Source organism: Marilutibacter penaei, from assembly GCF_014145395.1.
GTDB lineage: Bacteria > Pseudomonadota > Gammaproteobacteria > Xanthomonadales > Xanthomonadaceae > Marilutibacter > Marilutibacter penaei.
Map to the genome: position 1 here is coordinate 209979 of NZ_JACHTE010000006.1, position 17530 is coordinate 227508.

The following is a 17530-nucleotide window of genomic DNA, read 5'->3' on the forward strand; positions in this document are numbered from 1 at the left end:
GATTGTCCCGCGCGGAGTGCGCCCATGAGACCGTCGTCCTGTTTCATCCTGTTGCCGGTGCTGTGCCTGTCCCTCGCCGCGGCTCGCGCGGGTACACCCTTGCCTGACGCACCGCACATCGTCGTGAGCGGGTCCGGCGAGGTCAGCGTGAAACCGGATGCCGTTACGGTCACCTTCGAGTTCCGGAGCCTGGCCGATGCCCCCCTGCCCGCCAAGCAGCGTGTGGATGCGGCGGTCAATCGCTTGCTGGAGGGCCTGCCGGGATTCGAGGTCGACGAGGAAGACGTTGTCGCATCGTCGCTCGACACCGGAGAAGAGGTGGATTACGACGACGAGGGAAATTCCGTCCGCAAGGGTTACTACGCCCGCCGCGAAGTAACGGCGACCCTGCGCGACCTGGAACGGTTCAACGCCTTTCGTGACAGTGGACTGGAAGCCGGTGCGACCTCGATTTCTTCCGTCGCATTCGAGTCGAGCCGGGCGGATGCGCTGCGCCAGGAAGCCAAGTCGAAGGCGGTGGAGGATGCCCGGCGCGAGGCCGGCGAAATGGCCCGCTCGTTCGGAACCACGTTGGGGCCGGTCTACAGCATCGACAGCGTCGGCTCACGCGTCATGGATGGCTATGGGGGTACCTCACTCGACCGGATCGAAGTGAGCGGCTCCCGCCTGGACCCCGGTCGCTACGTCCAGCCGACGGTGGAGTACAGCGCGTCGGTCCGCGCGGTGTTCGAACTCCAGCGCTGAGTGCCGGTACCCTGCGCGCGGATGGCAGGGTTGGCCGGGGCCATCACGCCACCCGGCTGCGCCGCTGCCGGGTCAGGTGCACCAGCAGCAGCGAGATGGCCGCCGGGGTCATGCCGGGAATGCGCTGGGCCTGGCCGATGGTCTGCGGGCGCACGCGGTCGAGCTTGCCCTGCACTTCGGCGGACAGCCCGCGCACCGTGGCGTAGTCGAAACCGGTCGGGATCGCGGTGTCTTCGTGGCGGCGCGCGCGTTCGATTTCCTCGCGCTGGCGATCCAGGTAACCGGAATACTTCACGTCGATCTCGACCTGCTCGGCCACTTCGGGGTCGTCCACGCCGGGACCGATGCCGGGCACCGATGCCAGCTTCGCGTAGTCGAGTTCCGGGCGCTTGAGCAGGTCGCGTGCGCGGGTCTCGCGGCTGGGTTCGATGCCCAGCGTGTCGGCCAGTGCGCGGCCCAGCGGGTTGTTCGGCGCTGCCCACAGGGCGCCGAGGCGGGCGCTCTCGCACGCGATGGCGTCACGCTTGGCTTCGAAGCGCGACCAGCGCGCATCGTCGACGAGGCCGAGGTCGCGGCCGACCGGCGTGAGCCGCAGGTCGGCGTTGTCCTCGCGCAGCTGCAGCCGGTACTCCGCGCGGCTGGTGAACATCCGGTACGGCTCCGACGTGCCGTGCGTGGTGAGGTCATCGACCAGCACGCCCAGGTAGGCCTCGTCCCGGCGCGGTGACCAGCCGGCCGCCTCGCGCACGAAGCGCGCGGCGTTGACGCCGGCCAGCAGGCCCTGTGCCGCCGCTTCCTCGTAACCAGTGGTGCCATTGATCTGGCCGGCGAAGAACAGGCCGGCGATCGCCTTGGTCTCCAGGGTGGTCTTCAGGCCGCGCGGGTCGAAGTAGTCGTACTCGATCGCGTAGCCGGCCCGTGTGATGTGCGCCTGTTCGAAGCCACGGATGCTGCGCACCAGCTCGAGCTGCACGTCGAAGGGCAGCGAGGTGGAGATGCCGTTCGGGTAGATCTCCGCGACCTCCAGGCCCTCCGGTTCGACGAAGATCTGGTGGTTCGCCTTCTCGGCGAAGCGCACGACCTTGTCCTCGATCGATGGGCAGTAGCGTGGGCCGGTGCCCTCGATCTGGCCGGTGTACAGCGGCGAGCGGTCGAGCGCACCGCGGATGATCTCGTGGGTGCGTTCGGAGGTATGCGTGATCCAGCAGGACACCTGGCGCGGATGGTCGGCGGCGCTGCCCATGAACGACATCACCGGGCGCGGATCATCGCCGGGCTGTTCTTCCATCACCGCATAGTCCAGCGTGCGCCCGTCGATGCGCGGCGGCGTGCCGGTCTTCAGGCGGTCGACCACGAAGGGCCCTTCACGGAGGCGCTGCGCCAGCGCCTGCGCGGGCGGGTCGCCGGCACGGCCTGCGGCATGGGTGGCCTGGCCGATGTGGACCTTGCCAGCGAGGAAGGTGCCCGCGGTCAGCACCACGGCCGGGGCCTCGAAGCGGAGGCCGGTCTGGGTCACCACCGCGCGTACGGCGTCGCCCGCGAACTCGATGTCGTCCACCGCGGCCTGGAACAGGGTCAGGTTCGGCTGGCCTTCCACCGCGCGCCGGATGAACGCCCGGTACAGGGACCGGTCGGCCTGGCAGCGGGTCGCGCGTACCGCCGGGCCCTTGCTTGCGTTGAGGCGCCGCCACTGGATGCCGGCCGCGTCCGCGGCGCGCCCCATGAGGCCGCCGAGCGCATCGATCTCCTTGACCAGGTGGCCCTTGCCGATGCCGCCGATCGCCGGGTTGCAGCTCATCGCGCCCACCGTCTCGACGTTGTGGGTCAGCAGCAGGGTCCTGGCACCGGCGCGCGCGGACGCCAGCGCGGCCTCGGTGCCGGCGTGGCCGCCACCGACCACGATCACGTCGTACTGGTAGAAGGATTTGCCCATGCCTCTGGTCTCGGAAATTGGTGGGCGGGTCCGCCCGATGGCAGCTTGTGACCCGGCCCGGCCACGGGTGTCGCAATCGGTCACCCCAAGTGGCCGTGCATACCTTGGATGCGGGCCGCAGCACGCGGCGCGGATGCAGGGGTCAATGGGAAGCCGGTCACGGAACGCAAACCGCGAGCGCCCATTCTAAGGCCTGGAGGGGCGGATCGCCTGTTCCCACAAAAAGTTGGCACGCATCCTGCATCGTTATACATGCACCCGACGGGGCAGGCGCTTCACGCGCTGGCCGGAATTGGAACAGGGGCTGGCCAAGTGCCCGCCGGGGAAGCAGAGGGCCGAATGTCGGGGGACGTTCGGCCCTTTTTTTATCTTTCGTCGCGCTTCTCGTCGCGCGCGAGGTCGCTTCTTCCAGGGCCGTTGCTGCCCGCTTATCCGTCTGCGGGGTTCCCGGGGGAATGCCCAAAAAGAAAATGGCCGCATTTCGCGGCCAAGTCAGTGTGGTGCGTTGCAAGGCGCCGACGCTCGACGGGGACGGAACAGGGGGGATCCGTGATTCCTCGTCGAACGCCGACATCGACGCTTGCAGTTTCCAGTTTCCCTGACCCATTCAACGTCGCAATGCGACGATTTAGGTCAGGTGGCCCTACTTTGCGCCTCCGGGCGGCAGGCCGTCAAGCGACGGCGGTCACGTCCCCGACGTGCGGTGCCGCAGGGTGGGTCAGCGTTCCTGCTCCAGCGCACCCCAGGGGCTGCGCTCCCGATTCCCGCCGCTGCGCGGGGCCGAGGGACGCGGGGCCGGCCTCGGGGGTGCTGTCTGGACCTCGCGGGCGGTCCGGTCCGGCACCATCCTGGGCGGTCGCTGCTCGCGACGGTTGATGTTGTTGACGTGATCCCAGGGCGAATCGGGGCGGTCGCCACGATCCGGCCTGCCGGGACGGTCGGGCCGATCAGGCCGATCAGGCCGATCAGGGTGATCCGGCCGGTGCGGGGGGCGGATCACCACCGGCGGGCGCGGGTAGTAGGGGTAGTAGGGATTTCCCGGGTAGTAGGGATTGCCCCAGCCCGGCCGGTTGTAATAGCCCCAGGGGGCGTACCCGTAACCGTAGCTCCACGGGCCATAGCCGTACCCGTAGCGACCGTAGCCATAGCCGCCGTACTGGCGGTACTCCACCGACGGTTGGCCGTAGTAGTAACCGCCACCGTTGCCGGTCGGGCGGTACGAATAGGTACTGCATGCGCCCAGCAGGAGCAGCGCTGCGGCGGGAAGGGCGATGGTGCGGATCATGACAAGGATCCCCCTTTTGGGATGGGTCCACCATGCGCGTAAGTCATTGAACTCGCGCTTAATTCGTCCCTCTCCGAACGGTCCCGGGCGTACGGGTCGCGAAGCGGGCGGACGAAGGCTTGTGGGGGGTGCGGGAGGGTGAGAGCATGCGCTCCCCGCGTCGATGCATCCCACCATGAACCTTCACCGTGCCTCAGGCAACTGGCGTCTGGGCCTGGGTCTCTCGCTGACCACCGCCCTGTGCTGGGCGACCCTGCCGATCGCCCTCAAGGTGGTCCTGGACGAGCTGGACGCGATCACCCTGACCTGGTTCCGCTTCCTGGTCGCGACCGTGTTCACCGCGGCGTGGCTGGGCCTGCGCGGTCGCCTGGGCGGCTATGCCCGGTTGGGAGGCGTGGGCTGGGGGCTGCTGGCCCTGGCGGGTGTGATGCTGCTCGCGAACTACGTGTTCTACCTGCTGGGGATCCAGTACACCTCGCCGGCCAACACCCAGTTGCTGATCCAGCTGGCGCCGCTGCTGATGGCCCTGGGCGGGATCTGGGTGTTCGGCGAGTCGTTCCGGGCGGCGCAGTGGATCGGCTTCGGCATGTTGGTGGGGGGGCTGGTGGTGTTCTCGCTGGACCAGTGGCAAGGGGCGCGCGGCCCCGGATACCTCACCGGTTCGCTGCTGGTCGTGGTGGCCGCGGTGACGTGGGCGATCTATGCGCTGCTGCAGAAACAGCTGTTGCTCAAGCTGGGCTCCATGCAGATCCTCCTGTTCATCTATGCGCTGTCCACGCTGGCCCTCTGGCCCTTCGCGACGCCCAGTGCGCTGTTGCGCCTGGATGGCCTGCACTGGCTGCTCCTCGGCTACTGTGCGTTCAACACCATCGGGGCCTACGGCGCGTTTGCCGAAGCGCTGGCGCACTGGGAAGCGTCGAAGGTGTCCGTCGTACTCGCCACGACGCCGCTGCTCTGCATCGCGGCATCGGCGGCCGTCGCGGTGCTCTGGCCCGGCTGGCTGGCGCCGGAGCGCATCGACACGCTGGGGTGGGCGGGTGCGCTGCTGGTGGTCGCGGGTTCAGTGACGGTGAGCCTGCTGGGACGGCGCAGGGCGGCACCGGTCGTGACCACCCTGCCGCCCTCGATCCCCCCGGAACCGACTGCGGGCGAGCTCCGCTGAGTCCGCGTTGAAGGTGCTGGCGCGACGGGGCTGGGATACGCTTCGGGGATGAATCCAGCGACTCCTCCCACGGCCTCCGACGTCCTGGCCGCGGCTGCCCGCATCGCCCCCCATGCCCATGTCACGCCGGTGCTGCGCTCCAGCGCGCTGGACGCGATGGCGGGCTGCGAGCTGCATTTCAAGTGCGAGAACCTGCAACGCGTCGGAGCGTTCAAGTTCCGGGGTGCCTGCAACGCGGTGTTCTCCCTGGATGATGCCGAGGCCGCGCGCGGCATCGTCACCCAGAGTTCGGGCAACCATGGCGCGGCGGTGGCGCTGGCCGCACGCTTGCGTGGCACCCACGCGACCGTGGTGGCGCCGCGAAGCACGCCCCGGGTGAAGCTGGCCGCGATCGCCGGTTACGGCGCGCGGATCGTCCCCTGCGAGACCGCCCAGGCGTCCCGCGATGCGACGACCGCCGAGGTGCTCGCCGATACCGGCGGCGTGCTGGTGCATCCGTTCAACGATGCGCGGGTGATCGCCGGGCAGGGCACGGCCACGCTGGAGTTGCTGCGGCAGGCCCCGGGGCTGGACACCGTGGTCGCGCCGGTCAGTGGGGGCGGCCTGTTGTCGGGCGCCTGCATCGCGGCCCACGCCTCCGATCCCGACATTGCGATGTATGGTGCCGAACCGCTGGGCGCGCGGGATGCCCACGATTCGCTTGCCGCCGGAGAGCGCATCACCGGACGCATCGCCGATACCGTCTGCGACGGCCTGCGCGCCGAGCTGGGGAGCGTGACCTTCCCCATCCTGCAGGCGCACCTGCGAGAGGTCCTGCTGGCCGACGATACCGCGGTGATCCGGGCGATGCGGCTGGTGTGGGAGCGCCTGAAGCTGGTGGTGGAACCGTCGGCGGCGATCCCGCTGGCCGTGGTGCTGGGGCATCCGCAGCGCTTCGCCGGGCGCCGGGTCGGCCTCGTCCTCTCGGGGGGCAACGTCGACCTGGACGCCGTGTCGGCGATGTTCGTGACGTCCTGAAGCAGTGGCATCATGGCGGCCTTCCCGTTGCAGGAGCCCGCCGTGAGGATCGACGGAACCCGCAGCCACGACCGTGCCACCGAGCTTCTGCTGGCCTACTACGCGGCTTTCAATCGCGGTGACTGGGCCGGCATGCTCGAGCTGTTGGCGGACGACGTCGTGCACGACGTGAACAACGGGCCGCGTGAAAGCGGCAAGGCGGCATTCGAGGCGTTCCTGGGGCGCATGGCGCGCTGCTACCGCGAACGCCTTGACGACGTGGTGGTCCTGGTGTCCTCCGACGGCTCGCGGGCCGCGGCCGAATACGTGGTGCATGGCGAATACAGGGCCGACGACGAAGGCCTGCCGCCGGCGCGCGGCCAGCGCTATCGGCTGCCGGGCGGCGCGTTCTTCGATATCCGGGGCGGGTGCATCGCCCGCGTGACCAACTACTACAACCTGCAGGACTGGCTGGAGCAGGTCAGCGGCTGAGGGCGTCGCTGGAGGCCGCGCCCGCCAGCATGGCCACGCCTTCCATCAGCAGCAGGCGGGTGACCGCGGCGCGTTCGGCCTGCGGCTGGTCTTCAAGGGCGGCGGTGAGCTGGCCGACCGCCCGGCAGCGGGCGTCCGCATCGTTTCCGTTGAGGGCGGCGGTGAACCCGTCGTTGAGGATGGCCGCACGCACCGCGGCGGCCTTGAGCGCCTGTCGCGCCGCGTCGACGTCCCACGGCTGGGCCACGCCCTGCGCCGCACTCATCAGCACCAGCACCACCGCGTTGGCGAAGCGTTGCCGGCTGGTATCGCTGAGGCCCGCCGCGACGCGGTTCAGGCCGTCCAGGCTGCGGTCGCCGCCGGGCTCGAAGGCCGCGCACAGCAGGCGGGCCTCGCGTGGGTCCTGCAGGCTGTGGTGCACCGCCTGGTAAAGCGTGTCGACCGCCGGGTCCGGCGTACGCAGCAGGAGCTGCGAGGCATTTCCGCTCAGCACCGCGGGGTCCAGGCCCCAGGCCTCCATCATCGCGCGGGTATCCGGACCGGGCGGCGGCGTGGCCGACGCGGGTCGCGCGCTGGCCACCGCCAGTCCGATCGCCAGGCCAAGCGTGCACAGGGTGGAAACGGCGAAGGGGCGCATCGGGACGATCCGGCAAGGGCGAAACCCCGAATCTATCCGCGGGCGGCTGAACCGTCATGACGCGTTGCCGCGCGGCGGGGCGTTCGTTCAGGCGCCGCGGTCGCTGCGGAGCTGGCGGGTCGCGCGGCTCGAGCCGGCCGCGCTGCGCGCGGCGACCGCACTGAAGGCGACGATACCGATGGCCACCAGTACCGCACCCCATGCGCTGCGTCCGTGGGGCCAGGCTTCCCCCAGCCACATCACGCCGAACAGGGTTGCGAACAGGATCTCCGCCGCCTGCATGGCTTCCGCCGCCGCGAGCGCGCTGGGATCGTTCCGGACCATCCCCGTGGCCTGGAAGAACAGCACCGTCGCGATGATCCCCGCGCCGATCGCGACGCCGATCGCGAGGCCGATTTCCGATCCCCCGGGCGGGCCGGCCCTGAACCAGGCGAACGCGGCCAGCGCAAGCCACGCGGGCTGGCTGGCGAGGGTCATCCCGAAGACCCGCTGGGTCGCGTTGAGGGGCTCGCCGGTGCGCTCGAGGTGCAGCAGCAGCCCGCGGTTCCCGAGCGGGTAGGCGAAGGCGGCCACCGCGACGCTGGCCAGCGCGATCCAGCCCGCGGCATCGAGCCCGCCGTCGGCTTCGCCGAACTGCATCAGCATGACGCCGGCCACCACCACCAGCCCAACCCCCAGCGCCGCGCGTGGGATGCGCCGACGCGCATCGCGATACAGGAAGGGAGCGCACAACATGCCCGCGACGACGGTCAACTGGAACGTGCCGGCCACCAGCCACGACGGGCCACTGGCCGCGGCGAAGCTCAGGCCGCAGTAGAACAGGACGAAGCCGACGGCGCTCCATGCCAGCCAGGGCAGCGGGTGGCGGCGCAGCGCCGTGAGTACGGCGCCGCTGCCTCCCTGCCAGCGCATCAGCGGCCACAACAGCGGCAGCGTCGCGAGGTAGCGCAGCGATGCGGTCCACGCCCAGTGGCCCCCATCGACCGCTGCCGCACGGTTCATCACGTAGGTGCAGGTGAAGAACAGGGCGGACAGCAGTGCGATTGCGACGGCAAGCAGGGCGGTGCGGCGCTCGGGCATGCCGCCAGTGTGCGCGCCGTGCGGCATGCCCGTCATGGCGGCTGGAACTCAGCGCCGGCGAACCGGGATGCCGTGCGCGGGCAGGTGGACTTCGTCGATGCCGTCGAGCTTGATCGGCGTTCCCGGCGGCGGTGCCCAGGCCTGCGCGTAGATCACCTCCCAGGTCGCGGGCAGCAGGCCCGCCAACGGGCCCCCGGCGGCCCCGCGGAGCGCCTCGTAGGCGTCCGCCGCGCGAGCGAACCGGGCGCGACCGGTCAGGCTGCGGCGCCGCTCGACGCTCGCATTGGTGGCGCCGAGCGTGCGCAGCTCGCGCATCAGCCCGCCGAGCGTCCCGTGGCCGTGGACGAACAGGTCGCGGTCCAGCACCGGGTCGCGGAACCCGGCGGCGACCAGGGCGTCGCCGAACTGCGCGATCGAGGGAAACAGGCTGACGTGGGGCGCGGCGTCGGCTTCGGCGAAGGCGCTCCGCATCTCGTGCAGGGTGTCGGGCCCGAAGGTGGAGACGAGCAGGCGTCCGCCCGGGCGCAGCACGCGACGGAACCCGGCGAACACCGCGGGCAGGTCCTCGACCCATTGCAGGCAGAGGTTGGAGAACAGCAGGTCGACGCTGGCATCGGCCAGCGGAAGCGCGCGGGCGTCGGCGCAGACGGGCAGCGGCGCCGCGCGACCCCCCAGCCAGCGGGGGCGGCCGGCGCCGGGTCGCGTGGCGGCGTTGCCACGGGTCGCCTGGAGCATGGGCGCGGCCAGGTCCAGGGCGACCACGCGTGCCTTCGGCCAGCGGGCCTGCATGGCGATCGCGGCGTGGCCCGGTCCGCAGCCGACGTCGAGCACGCAGCCGGGCGTCATCGCCACCGCGGGGTCGGAGAGGTAATCCAGCGACTCCATCAGTCGTGAGGCGACTTCGCGCTGCAGGGCCGCGGCTTCGTCGTAATGGTCCGCCGAGCGGGAGAAGGCGCGGCGGACCTGGCGGTGGTCGAACAGCGGAAGCGGGGGCGACGTGCTCACGGGACCACCGGTGCGGGCAGCGACTGGACGAACGCATCGATTTCGGCGGCCACGGCGTCGGCCGCGCCGAGGAAGGGTGCATGGCCGGCATTCGGGATCACCACGCTGCGGCCACCCGGCGCCAGCGCCGCGGCAGCGGGCATCGCGCCGGAAGGCACCAGGCGGTCGCGCCGGCCGCTGAGCCACAGGCTGGGGACCTGGAGTTCCGGCAGCTCCACCCGCAGGTCGAGCCGGTCGAGCAGGACCAGCCCCTCCTGCAATGCGCGTTCGGCCGGTTCGCCCCGTTCGAATGCCCGTGCGCGGAGGGCGCGAAGCTCCTCCTGGGCGCTGGCCGAACCCAGTGCCTCGAGCGCGAGGAAGCCCTCGAGCGTGCCCCGGAAGTCGCGGCGCAGCGCGTCGCCGAAATCACGGAACAGGTTCGGGCCGACCCCGTGCGGCCAGTCCTCGCCGGCGACGAAGCGGGGCGAGGCCGCGACCATCACCAGGCCACGGACGGCGTCGGGATGGTCGAGTGCCGCGCGCAGGGCGAACTGGCCGCCCAGCGACCAGCCCAGCCAGACCGCGTCGGGCACGGCCTCGACCAGCGCCCGGGCCAGGGCCGCGGGGTCCAGGGGCGTGGCGCTGTCGCGCGCATGGCCATGGCCGGGCAGGTCGACCAGGTGCAGGGTATGGCGGTCGGACAGCCGTTCGACCAGCGGGGCGAACAGGCCGCCGTGCATGGCCCAGCCGTGGATCAGGGCCAGTGCCGGACCGCGGCCGTGGGTTTCAATGTGCATCGGGACAACAGGGGTGGGGGAAAGGGGCGGACAACCGGCCGCTATGAGGCGTGGGCGGCTTCGATGGGGTGGCGGTCGCGGGCATGTGCGAGGGCGTCCACGAGTCCGTCGACATCCCCTGGGCCGTGCAGGGCCGACAGGGTGATGCGCAGCCGTGCACGGCCATCGGGCACGGTGGGCGGGCGGATGGCCGCGACCCAGTAACCAGCCTGCTCGAGCGCGGCGGACATCGCAAGCGCACTGGCTTCGCTGCCGCACATCACCGGCTGGATCGGGGTGTCGCTGTCCAGCAGCGGCAGCCCCGCTGCCAGCGCACGGGCGCGGAAGCGCCCGGCGAGGTCCCGCAGCTTGTCGCGGCGCCACTGGTCGCTGCGTGCGAGCTTCACCGCGGCCAGCGTGGCGGCGGCCTGCGCAGGGGGCAGCGCGGTGGTGTACAGGTAGGGGCGGGCGGTTTCGGCGAGATGGCCGACGAGGTCGGCATCCCCGGCCACGACGGCGCCATAGCTGCCGAGCGCCTTGCCCAGCGTGGCGAGCTGCAGCGGGACATCCTGCACCCCCAGCTTGGCCTCGGCGACGCTCCCGCGTCCGTTGGGTCCGACCACGCCGATACCGTGGGCATCGTCCACGTACAGCAATGCGCGCTGCACGCGCGCCACCAGCGCCAGCTGGCGTAGGGGGGCGATATCGCCATCCATGCTGAAGACGCCATCGGTGGCCAGCATCGCCAGGCCGTCCGGCAGGCTGCGCAGTTGCCGGATCGCACCCTCGGCATCGGCATGGGGATAGCGGCGCAGGCGGCAGCCGGCGAGACGCGCGGCGTCGATGAGGCTGGCGTGGTTCAGGCGGTCCTGGACACAGATCGAACCGTCGTCCAGCAGGGCCTGCATGACCGCGAGGTTGGCGGTGAAACCGCTGCCGAACAGCAGCGCCGCGGGTACCTGCAACCAGTCGGCCAGCTCCCGTTCCAGGGCCTCGTGGTGGGCATGGTGGCCGCAGACCAGGTGGGAGGCGGTCCCGCCCGCTCCCTCGCGGGCGGCGGCATCCTGCAGCGCGCCCACGACGGCGAAGTGCTGTGACAGGCCCAGGTAGTCGTTGCCGCAGAAGTTGAGCAGGGAGTGGCCGTCCACCTGGCAGCGGGCGCCGTCGCGCTGGGTGACGCGCCGGCGGTGGCGGCGGCGTTGCCCGGCGTCACGTTCGGCACGCTCCCGCTCGACCCGTTCATGCCAGGACGGGCGGCTCACGGACGCACCCCCAAGGGGGCGGCGTCGAGGAAAAGGCATGGATCAGGCTGCGCAGCCGCGCGCCTGGGCATCGATGATGTCCGCATGGACGGTGTCCCCCTGTTCGACCACGGGCATCGGTCGCAGCCCGAGTCGGTCAAACAATGCCATATCGCGCTCGGTGTCGGGGTTGCCGGTCGTCAGCAATTTCTCGCCGTAGAAGATGGAATTCGCCCCGGCGAGGAAGCACAGCGCCTGCAGTTCGTCGCTCATCGCCTCGCGGCCGGCCGACAGGCGCACCATCGAGCGGGGCATCAGCAGGCGGGCCACGGCGATCGTGCGGACGAATTCGAAGGGGTCCAGCTCGGTCGTCCCGGCCAGCGGCGTGCCCTCGACCTGGACCAGCCGGTTGATCGGCACCGAGTCGGGGTGCGCCGGCAGGTTGGCCAGGGTCTGCAGCAGGCCGGCGCGCTGTTCGCGGCCCTCGCCCATGCCGACGATGCCGCCGCAGCAGGTCTTCATGCCGGCATCGCGGACATGGCCCAGCGTGTCCAGGCGGTCCTGGAACTCGCGCGTGTGGATGATCTCGTTGTAGAACTCCGGCGCGGTGTCGAGGTTGTGGTTGTAGTAGTCCAGCCCGGCCTCGCGCAGCGCGGTGGCCTGCTCGCCACTGAGCATGCCCAGGGTGGCGCAGGTTTCCAGGCCCAGCGACTTCACCTCGCGGATCATCGCCGCGACCTTCGGGATGTCGCGATCCTTCGGCGAGCGCCAGGCGGCGCCCATGCAGAAGCGGCTGGCGCCGGCGGCCTTGGCCTGGCGGGCCTTCTCGACCACCGCCTCGGTGCTCATCAGCTTGGTCGCGTCGACGCCAGTGTGGTAGCGCGCCGCCTGCGGGCAGTAGCCGCAGTCCTCGGGGCAGCCGCCGGTCTTGACCGACAGCAGGGTGCTGACCTGCACCTCGGCCGGGTCGAAGTGGGCGCGGTGGACCTCGCCGGCACGGCGCAGGAGGACCGGGAAGGGCAGGTCGAACAGCGCGCGGACCTCGGCGCGGCCCCAGTCGTGGCGCAGGGCGGGCACTTCTCTGACGGCAGGCATAGGACTTTTCTGACAGACATGGCCGGGCGGGGCGGCCAGTCTGGAAACCATGCAGATTCCTGTCAACCAGCATCGTCTCCGCGAAGTTTACGGCCGGGTCGGCCAACTGCTGAGGCAATGCCGGGTGCGCGGGTGCCTGGTGTGCGGGGAGCCGGTCGACGAAGCCGGCGAGGGCGGGCTCGACAGCCTCTGCGCCGTGTGCGCACAGGTGCTGCCGTGGAATCGCCACGCCTGCCCGGCCTGCGCGCAGCCGCTGCCCATGGAGGAAGCCGGCCGCGCCTGCGGGGCATGCCAGCGCTGCCCGCCGCCGCTGGCGAGCTGCCATGCCACCTTCGCCTACCGCTGGCCGATGGATCGCCTGCTGCCGGGGGCGAAGTTCCACGGGGACCTCGCCGCCAGCCGGGTCCTGGGCGAATGGATGGCCGCGGCGCTGTGGCGGCACCTGCCGACGGTTCCATGGCCCGAGGCGATCGTGCCGTTGCCGCTCCACCGCGCACGCCTGCGACGCCGCGGTTACGACCAGGCCTTGGAGTTGGCGCGGCCGCTGGCGCGACGCCTGCGCCTGCCGCTGCGCCACGACCTGCTGTTGCGGACCCGCGACACCGTGCCGCAGTCGCGGCTTGACGGCCCGGCCCGGAGGCTCAACCTGCGGAACGCATTCGAGGTCCGGGGTGGCGTCGGCCTGCCGCGGCACGTGGTCCTGGTCGATGACGTGATGACCACCGGCACGACCCTGCACGCCGCGGCCAACGCATTGCGGCGCTCCGGCATCGAGCGCGTCGATGCCTGGGTCTGCGCACGGGTTCCTTGACGCCGGGCTTACATGGCCTCGCGCATCCTGCGACGGGGGTCGGCGCCGCTGCCAGGCCCACCGTCGAGTCCATCCGGGGAGGATGCGCATGAGCACGTCACAGAACACCACGGTTCGCGCCGCGGTCGCAGGGTCGCCGCTGGTACAGGAGTTGGCACGCAGTTGGTGGTTGCTCGTCATCTATGGGCTGATCGCGGTCGCGTTCGGTCTGTTCGCGTTGTTCCGCCCCGCCGCGGTGACCCTCAGCCTGACCTGGCTCTTCGGCTTCATGGCCCTCGTTGAAGGCATCTTCGCGGTCATCGCGTTGTTCACCGGCAAGCATGCGCTGTCGAAGGGCTGGCAGGTGGTCTATGCGTTGGCCTCGCTGGCCCTGGGCGTGCTGACCATCGCCAATCCTGTGGCCACCGCCGGCGTGCTGGTGATGTTCCTGGCCGCCTGGCTGATCGTGGGCGGGGTCTATCGGCTCGTGTTCGCGATCCGGGTCCGCAAGCAGATCTCCGGCGAATGGCTGGTTGCGCTGAGCGGCGTGCTTGCGATCGTGATCGGTCTGCTGTTCGCGATGAGTCCCGTGGTGGGCCTCGCTGCGGTGGGCCTGTGGATCGGCATTGGCGCGCTTCTCTACGGGCTGGTGCAGCTGTTCGCAGGCTTCAAGCTGCGCTCGCTCAAGGCCGGCTGAGCTGGGCGGGTACGGGGGAGGGAACGGTGCGTTCGATGCTCCGCCATGGCCATGCCCGACGCGCGGCCGGGGCGTTGTTGCTTGGCCTGTTGCTGGTCCTGTGGGCACCGTTGGCATCGGCGCAGTTGCCGGACCTCGTCGATGGCGGCGAGGCGACCCCCGCCGAATCCACGGACGGGGCGACGCCGGAACGCGAAGCCACCGTCACCTATTTCAATCGCGACATCGTCACGTTCCGGGCACCCTTCCTCGGAATCCCGCCGGAGCGCCGCGCACGCAACGCGGAAAGTGCCATCGCCACCGCGGTGGCGCAGCCGGGCGTGGCATCCCTGGGCGAGCGAAAGGTCCCGCAGGGCGTGGTCATCACCGTGGGCGGGGCCGCTGCGCTGGTGCTGACCCCGGGCGATGTGGACCCGCTCTCCGGCCAGGATTTCGCGCAGGCGCAGGCGGATCTGGTATCGCGCCTCGGCGCCGCGATCGCCGCTGCCGAAGAGCAGCAGGAACCCCGCCACCTGCTGCGGGGCGCGCTGTTCTGCCTGCTTGCCACGGCCATCCTGGTCGGCGTGCTGTGGGGCTACCGCTGGCTGGTCCTGCGCCTGCACCAGTGGCTGGAGCGGCAGGTGCAGAAGCGCCTGTCCGCGACCCGCGCCGAGGCGGGCCGGCAGTTGATCCGCGGCATGGTCACGGTGCTCCGATGGACCGTGCGGATCATCGAATGGGTGGTGGTGCTGGTGCTGGTGGAGGAGTGGTTGCGCTTCTGCCTGGGCCAGTTCGCCTATACCCGTCCCTGGGCGGATGCGATGACCGGCTGGATCGTCGCCCGCCTGAAGGATTTCGGCAGCGGCGTGCTGAGCGCCATCCCGGGGCTGCTGACGGTGGTGCTGATCTTCCTGCTCGCACGTGCCATCACCAAGACGCTGGGCCTGATGCTCAAGGGCGTCGAGCATGGCCGCTACAACCTGCTGGGCATCGATGCGCAGCTCGCCGAGCCCACCCGCAAGCTCATGGTCGCGGTGATCTGGCTGTTCGCGCTGGCCATGGCCTACCCCTACCTGCCTGGCGCGCAGACCGACGCCTTCAAGGGCCTGAGCGTGCTGGTGGGCCTGATGGTCTCGCTGGGCGCCTCCAGCATCATCGGGCAGGCGGCGGGCGGCTTTACGCTGCTGTATTCGCGGACGATGCAGAACGGCGATTTCGTCAGGATCGGCGATACCGAGGGCGTGGTGCTGCAGATCGGCCTGTTCACCACCCGACTGCGCACCTTCACCGGCGTCGAGGTGAGCTTTCCCAACACCGTGGTGCTCAACGGACGGCTGGAGAACTATTCCCGCCATCCCGACGGTGCGGGGCTGTGGATGGATACGAACGTCACCATTGGCTACGACACGCCGTGGCGCCAGGTGCAGCGGCTGCTGCTCCAGGCGGCTGCCGCGACCGAAGGCGTGCAGGAGGCCCCCGAGCCGTTCGTCCTGCAGACCGCCCTCAGCGATTTCTACGTGGAGTACACCCTGCGCACGCGCCTCGCCGACCCGATGCGGCGCAATGCCATTCGCACGACCCTGCTGTCGAACGTCCAGGACGCCTTCAACGAGGCGGGCGTGCAGATCATGTCGCCCAACTACCGTGGCGACACCGAAGCGCCGAAGCTGGTGCCCCGTGAGCATTGGGAAGGATTGCCGGTACCCGGCACGCCGGCGAAAGCCGACGCCCCGGACTGATCTCAGCCAGCCACGGGCGACCGCCACACTGCGATCGCGATGCCGGCGAACAATGCCAGCCCCACCCAGTGGTTCTGCAGGAACGCCCTGAAGCAGGCGGCAGGTTCGCGCCGGCGGCAGATCCAGAACTGCCAGCCCACCAGCAGGGCCGCGGCCATCCAGCCGATCCAGTACGGCACCCCCAGCGACGCGCGCTGTCCGACCAGCGCCATCGCCAGCAGGAACAGCCCGAACAGCACGCCCTGCGCGATGAGGTCGGCCTGCCCGAACAGGATCGCGGTGGACTTGCTGCCCATGCGGATGTCGTCCTCGCGGTCGACCATCGCGTACCAGGTGTCGTAGGCCGTGGACCAGACGATGTTGGCGATGTACAGCAACCACGCGAGCGGCGGCACCTCGCCCTGGATCGCGGCGAAGCCCATCGGAATGCCCCAGCCGAACGCCAGCCCGAGGTACACCTGCGGGAGGTAGGTGTGGCGCTTCAGGTAGGGATAGCTCGCGGCCAGCACGACGCCGACCACGCTGAGCAGCACCGTCAGCCGGTTCATCGTCAGCACCAGCGCGAAGGCCGCCAGCATGAGGACGGCGAACACCCACAGGGCCTCGCGTCCGGAGACCGCACCCGTCGCGAGCGGGCGGCCGCGGGTGCGTTCGACATGCGGGTCCAGCCAGCGGTCCGCATAGTCGTTGATCACGCAGCCTGCCGAACGCGTCAGCCACACGCCCGCCGAAAACACGAACAGCGTCCACAGCGGAGGCACCCCACCCGCCGCCAGCCACAGACCCCACCAGGTGGGCCAGAGCAGGAGCAACCAACCGATGGGCCGGTCGCCGCGCACGAGTGTCCAATACAGGCGCAGCCTGCGTCGCCATTCGGGTTCGACGGGGGTTTCGAAGCGTTCGTAGCTCATCGGACGGGGCCGGTGGGCACCCTGCGGCACGTCGTGCCGGGCGACCCTGGACGGATATTGGCGGGCACTATGGCGCGAAACCTCGCAATTGTCGCTAGAATGCCTCCCCCGGGCGAGCGACGAGCGTTTCCGTCGCCCGCCGGGTACCAGCCAGGCGCCTGTAGCTCAGCCGGATAGAGTAGTGGCTTCCGAAGCCATTGGTCGGGGGTTCGAATCCCTCCAGGCGCGCCACCCCCGCCAGGTAGAGGGCGGGGGCGGTCGTATACTGGCGCGTGGGCCGCGTGGTGCGGTCCTTGTTGATGGCTTCGCGCCGCCTCCGGGGCGGCGCCACACAGGTGGATCGTGCGCAACTACGACCTCGAATTCCTCAAGCACTTCTCGATGGTGATCGGCTTCCTGATGCTGGTGACCGTGGGCCTGATCGTCGGGGCCGGCATCCTGCACAACAAGATCCCGCCTGAAGTGGACCCGGCGGTCGCGCAGCGCACCGAGCGTCGCATCGCCCCGGTCGGCGCCGTGTATGCCGGCAGCACCGGCGCCGCCGCGCAGGCCGCCGCCGCCGCCGCCGCGCAGGCCGCCGCCGCGTCGCAGGTGGCCTACGGCGGTACGCTTGACGGCTCGGTGATCTACAACAGCCTGTGCATGGGCTGCCACAACACCGGCGCCGGCGGTGCGCCCACGCTGGACCACAGCCATTGGGACGCGCGCCTCGGCAAGGGCACCGACACCCTGCACCGGCACGCCATCGAAGGTTTCACCGGCGACGCCGGCGTGATGCCCGCCAAGGGGGGCAACCCGGCCCTGACCGACGAGCAGGTCATCGCGGCCGTCGACTGGATGCTGGACAACCTGCATTAAGTCGTCTGCAAGCTGAACCGCGACGCCGCCTCCGGGCGGCGTCGTCGTTTTAACCCCCGGGCCTGCCGATAATGGCCGGTGATGCTTCCGAGGCTTTCAATGCGCTGTTGCCGTCCCCAGGCCCTGCCCCT

At 70.5% G+C, this 17530-nt stretch carries 17 protein-coding genes and 1 tRNA gene; 9 read left to right on the forward strand and 9 right to left on the reverse strand.

What is annotated here, in order from left to right; translation table 11 throughout:
* The first annotated feature begins 24 nt into the window (after window positions 1-24).
* A complete protein-coding gene (locus tag H4F99_RS09970) occupies window positions 25-744 on the forward strand; it encodes an SIMPL domain-containing protein (RefSeq protein WP_182669586.1) in 720 nt (239 codons plus the stop codon).
* A 43-nt stretch (window positions 745-787) separates the two neighbouring features.
* Here H4F99_RS09970 and mnmG read toward each other — a convergent pair whose 3' ends face one another.
* Window positions 788-2677 (reverse strand): tRNA uridine-5-carboxymethylaminomethyl(34) synthesis enzyme MnmG, encoded by a 1890-nt coding sequence (gene mnmG, locus H4F99_RS09975; RefSeq protein WP_182669587.1) that lies wholly within the window; start codon window positions 2675-2677, stop codon window positions 788-790.
* 718 nt (window positions 2678-3395) lie between these two features.
* Window positions 3396-3962 (reverse strand): hypothetical protein, encoded by a 567-nt coding sequence (locus H4F99_RS09980; protein WP_182669588.1) that lies wholly within the window; start codon window positions 3960-3962, stop codon window positions 3396-3398.
* 175 nt (window positions 3963-4137) lie between these two features.
* Between H4F99_RS09980 and H4F99_RS09985 the strand changes: the two genes are divergently transcribed.
* From H4F99_RS09985 to H4F99_RS09995, 3 genes are read left to right on the forward strand one after another with little or no spacing between them, the layout of a single operon-like run.
* The gene (locus H4F99_RS09985) at window positions 4138-5124 is read left to right on the forward strand and encodes a DMT family transporter (protein ID WP_182669589.1); all 987 of its coding nucleotides are present in this window, start codon (window positions 4138-4140) and stop codon (window positions 5122-5124) included.
* Window positions 5125-5172: 48 nt separating this feature from the next.
* A complete protein-coding gene (locus tag H4F99_RS09990) occupies window positions 5173-6141 on the forward strand; it encodes a pyridoxal-phosphate dependent enzyme (protein WP_182669590.1) in 969 nt (322 codons plus the stop codon).
* 42 nt (window positions 6142-6183) lie between these two features.
* Window positions 6184-6612: a ketosteroid isomerase-related protein gene (locus tag H4F99_RS09995; RefSeq protein WP_343064185.1), complete on the forward strand. Its 429-nt coding sequence runs from the start codon at window positions 6184-6186 to the stop codon at window positions 6610-6612.
* On the opposite strand, the gene H4F99_RS10000 is transcribed toward H4F99_RS09995, so the two are convergent.
* The 6 genes from H4F99_RS10000 to bioB form a co-directional block, all read right to left on the reverse strand.
* The gene (locus H4F99_RS10000; protein WP_182669592.1) at window positions 6602-7249 is read right to left on the reverse strand and encodes a hypothetical protein; all 648 of its coding nucleotides are present in this window, start codon (window positions 7247-7249) and stop codon (window positions 6602-6604) included. The two genes, H4F99_RS09995 and H4F99_RS10000, sit on opposite strands and share 11 nt — an antisense overlap.
* An 87-nt stretch (window positions 7250-7336) precedes the next feature.
* Entirely contained in the window at window positions 7337-8329 is a 993-nt protein-coding gene (locus H4F99_RS10005; RefSeq protein WP_182669593.1) for a multidrug resistance efflux transporter family protein, read from the reverse strand.
* Between the two features lie 48 nt (window positions 8330-8377).
* A complete protein-coding gene (bioC, locus tag H4F99_RS10010) occupies window positions 8378-9310 on the reverse strand; it encodes a malonyl-ACP O-methyltransferase BioC (RefSeq protein WP_182669680.1) in 933 nt (310 codons plus the stop codon).
* A gap of 20 nt (window positions 9311-9330) precedes the next feature.
* On the reverse strand, window positions 9331-10110 hold the full coding sequence (gene bioH / locus H4F99_RS10015; protein WP_182669594.1) for a pimeloyl-ACP methyl ester esterase BioH: 780 nt from the start codon (window positions 10108-10110) through the stop codon (window positions 9331-9333).
* Window positions 10111-10151: 41 nt separating this feature from the next.
* On the reverse strand, window positions 10152-11351 hold the full coding sequence (bioF, locus tag H4F99_RS10020) for an 8-amino-7-oxononanoate synthase (protein WP_182669595.1): 1200 nt from the start codon (window positions 11349-11351) through the stop codon (window positions 10152-10154).
* Between the two features lie 42 nt (window positions 11352-11393).
* Window positions 11394-12425: a biotin synthase BioB gene (bioB, locus tag H4F99_RS10025; protein WP_182669596.1), complete on the reverse strand. Its 1032-nt coding sequence runs from the start codon at window positions 12423-12425 to the stop codon at window positions 11394-11396.
* A gap of 49 nt (window positions 12426-12474) precedes the next feature.
* On the opposite strand from bioB, the gene H4F99_RS10030 reads away from it, so the two are divergent.
* The 3 genes from H4F99_RS10030 (at window position 12475) to H4F99_RS10040 (ending at window position 15630) form a co-directional block, all read left to right on the forward strand.
* Window positions 12475-13236: a ComFC family protein gene (locus tag H4F99_RS10030; RefSeq protein WP_182669597.1), complete on the forward strand. Its 762-nt coding sequence runs from the start codon at window positions 12475-12477 to the stop codon at window positions 13234-13236.
* An 88-nt stretch (window positions 13237-13324) separates the two neighbouring features.
* Window positions 13325-13912: an HdeD family acid-resistance protein gene (locus tag H4F99_RS10035; RefSeq protein WP_182669598.1), complete on the forward strand. Its 588-nt coding sequence runs from the start codon at window positions 13325-13327 to the stop codon at window positions 13910-13912.
* A gap of 35 nt (window positions 13913-13947) precedes the next feature.
* On the forward strand, window positions 13948-15630 hold the full coding sequence (locus H4F99_RS10040; RefSeq protein WP_246371799.1) for a mechanosensitive ion channel family protein: 1683 nt from the start codon (window positions 13948-13950) through the stop codon (window positions 15628-15630).
* Window positions 15631-15632: 2 nt separating this feature from the next.
* Here the strand turns inward: H4F99_RS10040 and ubiA are convergent, their stop codons facing one another.
* Window positions 15633-16541 (reverse strand): 4-hydroxybenzoate octaprenyltransferase, encoded by a 909-nt coding sequence (ubiA, locus tag H4F99_RS10045; protein WP_182669600.1) that lies wholly within the window; start codon window positions 16539-16541, stop codon window positions 15633-15635.
* 154 nt (window positions 16542-16695) lie between these two features.
* On the opposite strand from ubiA, the gene H4F99_RS10050 reads away from it, so the two are divergent.
* Window positions 16696-16772: transfer RNA gene (locus H4F99_RS10050), tRNA-Arg, on the forward strand.
* Between the two features lie 111 nt (window positions 16773-16883).
* Window positions 16884-17399: a c-type cytochrome gene (locus H4F99_RS10055; protein ID WP_182669601.1), complete on the forward strand. Its 516-nt coding sequence runs from the start codon at window positions 16884-16886 to the stop codon at window positions 17397-17399.
* The last annotated feature ends 131 nt before the right edge of the window (window positions 17400-17530 follow it).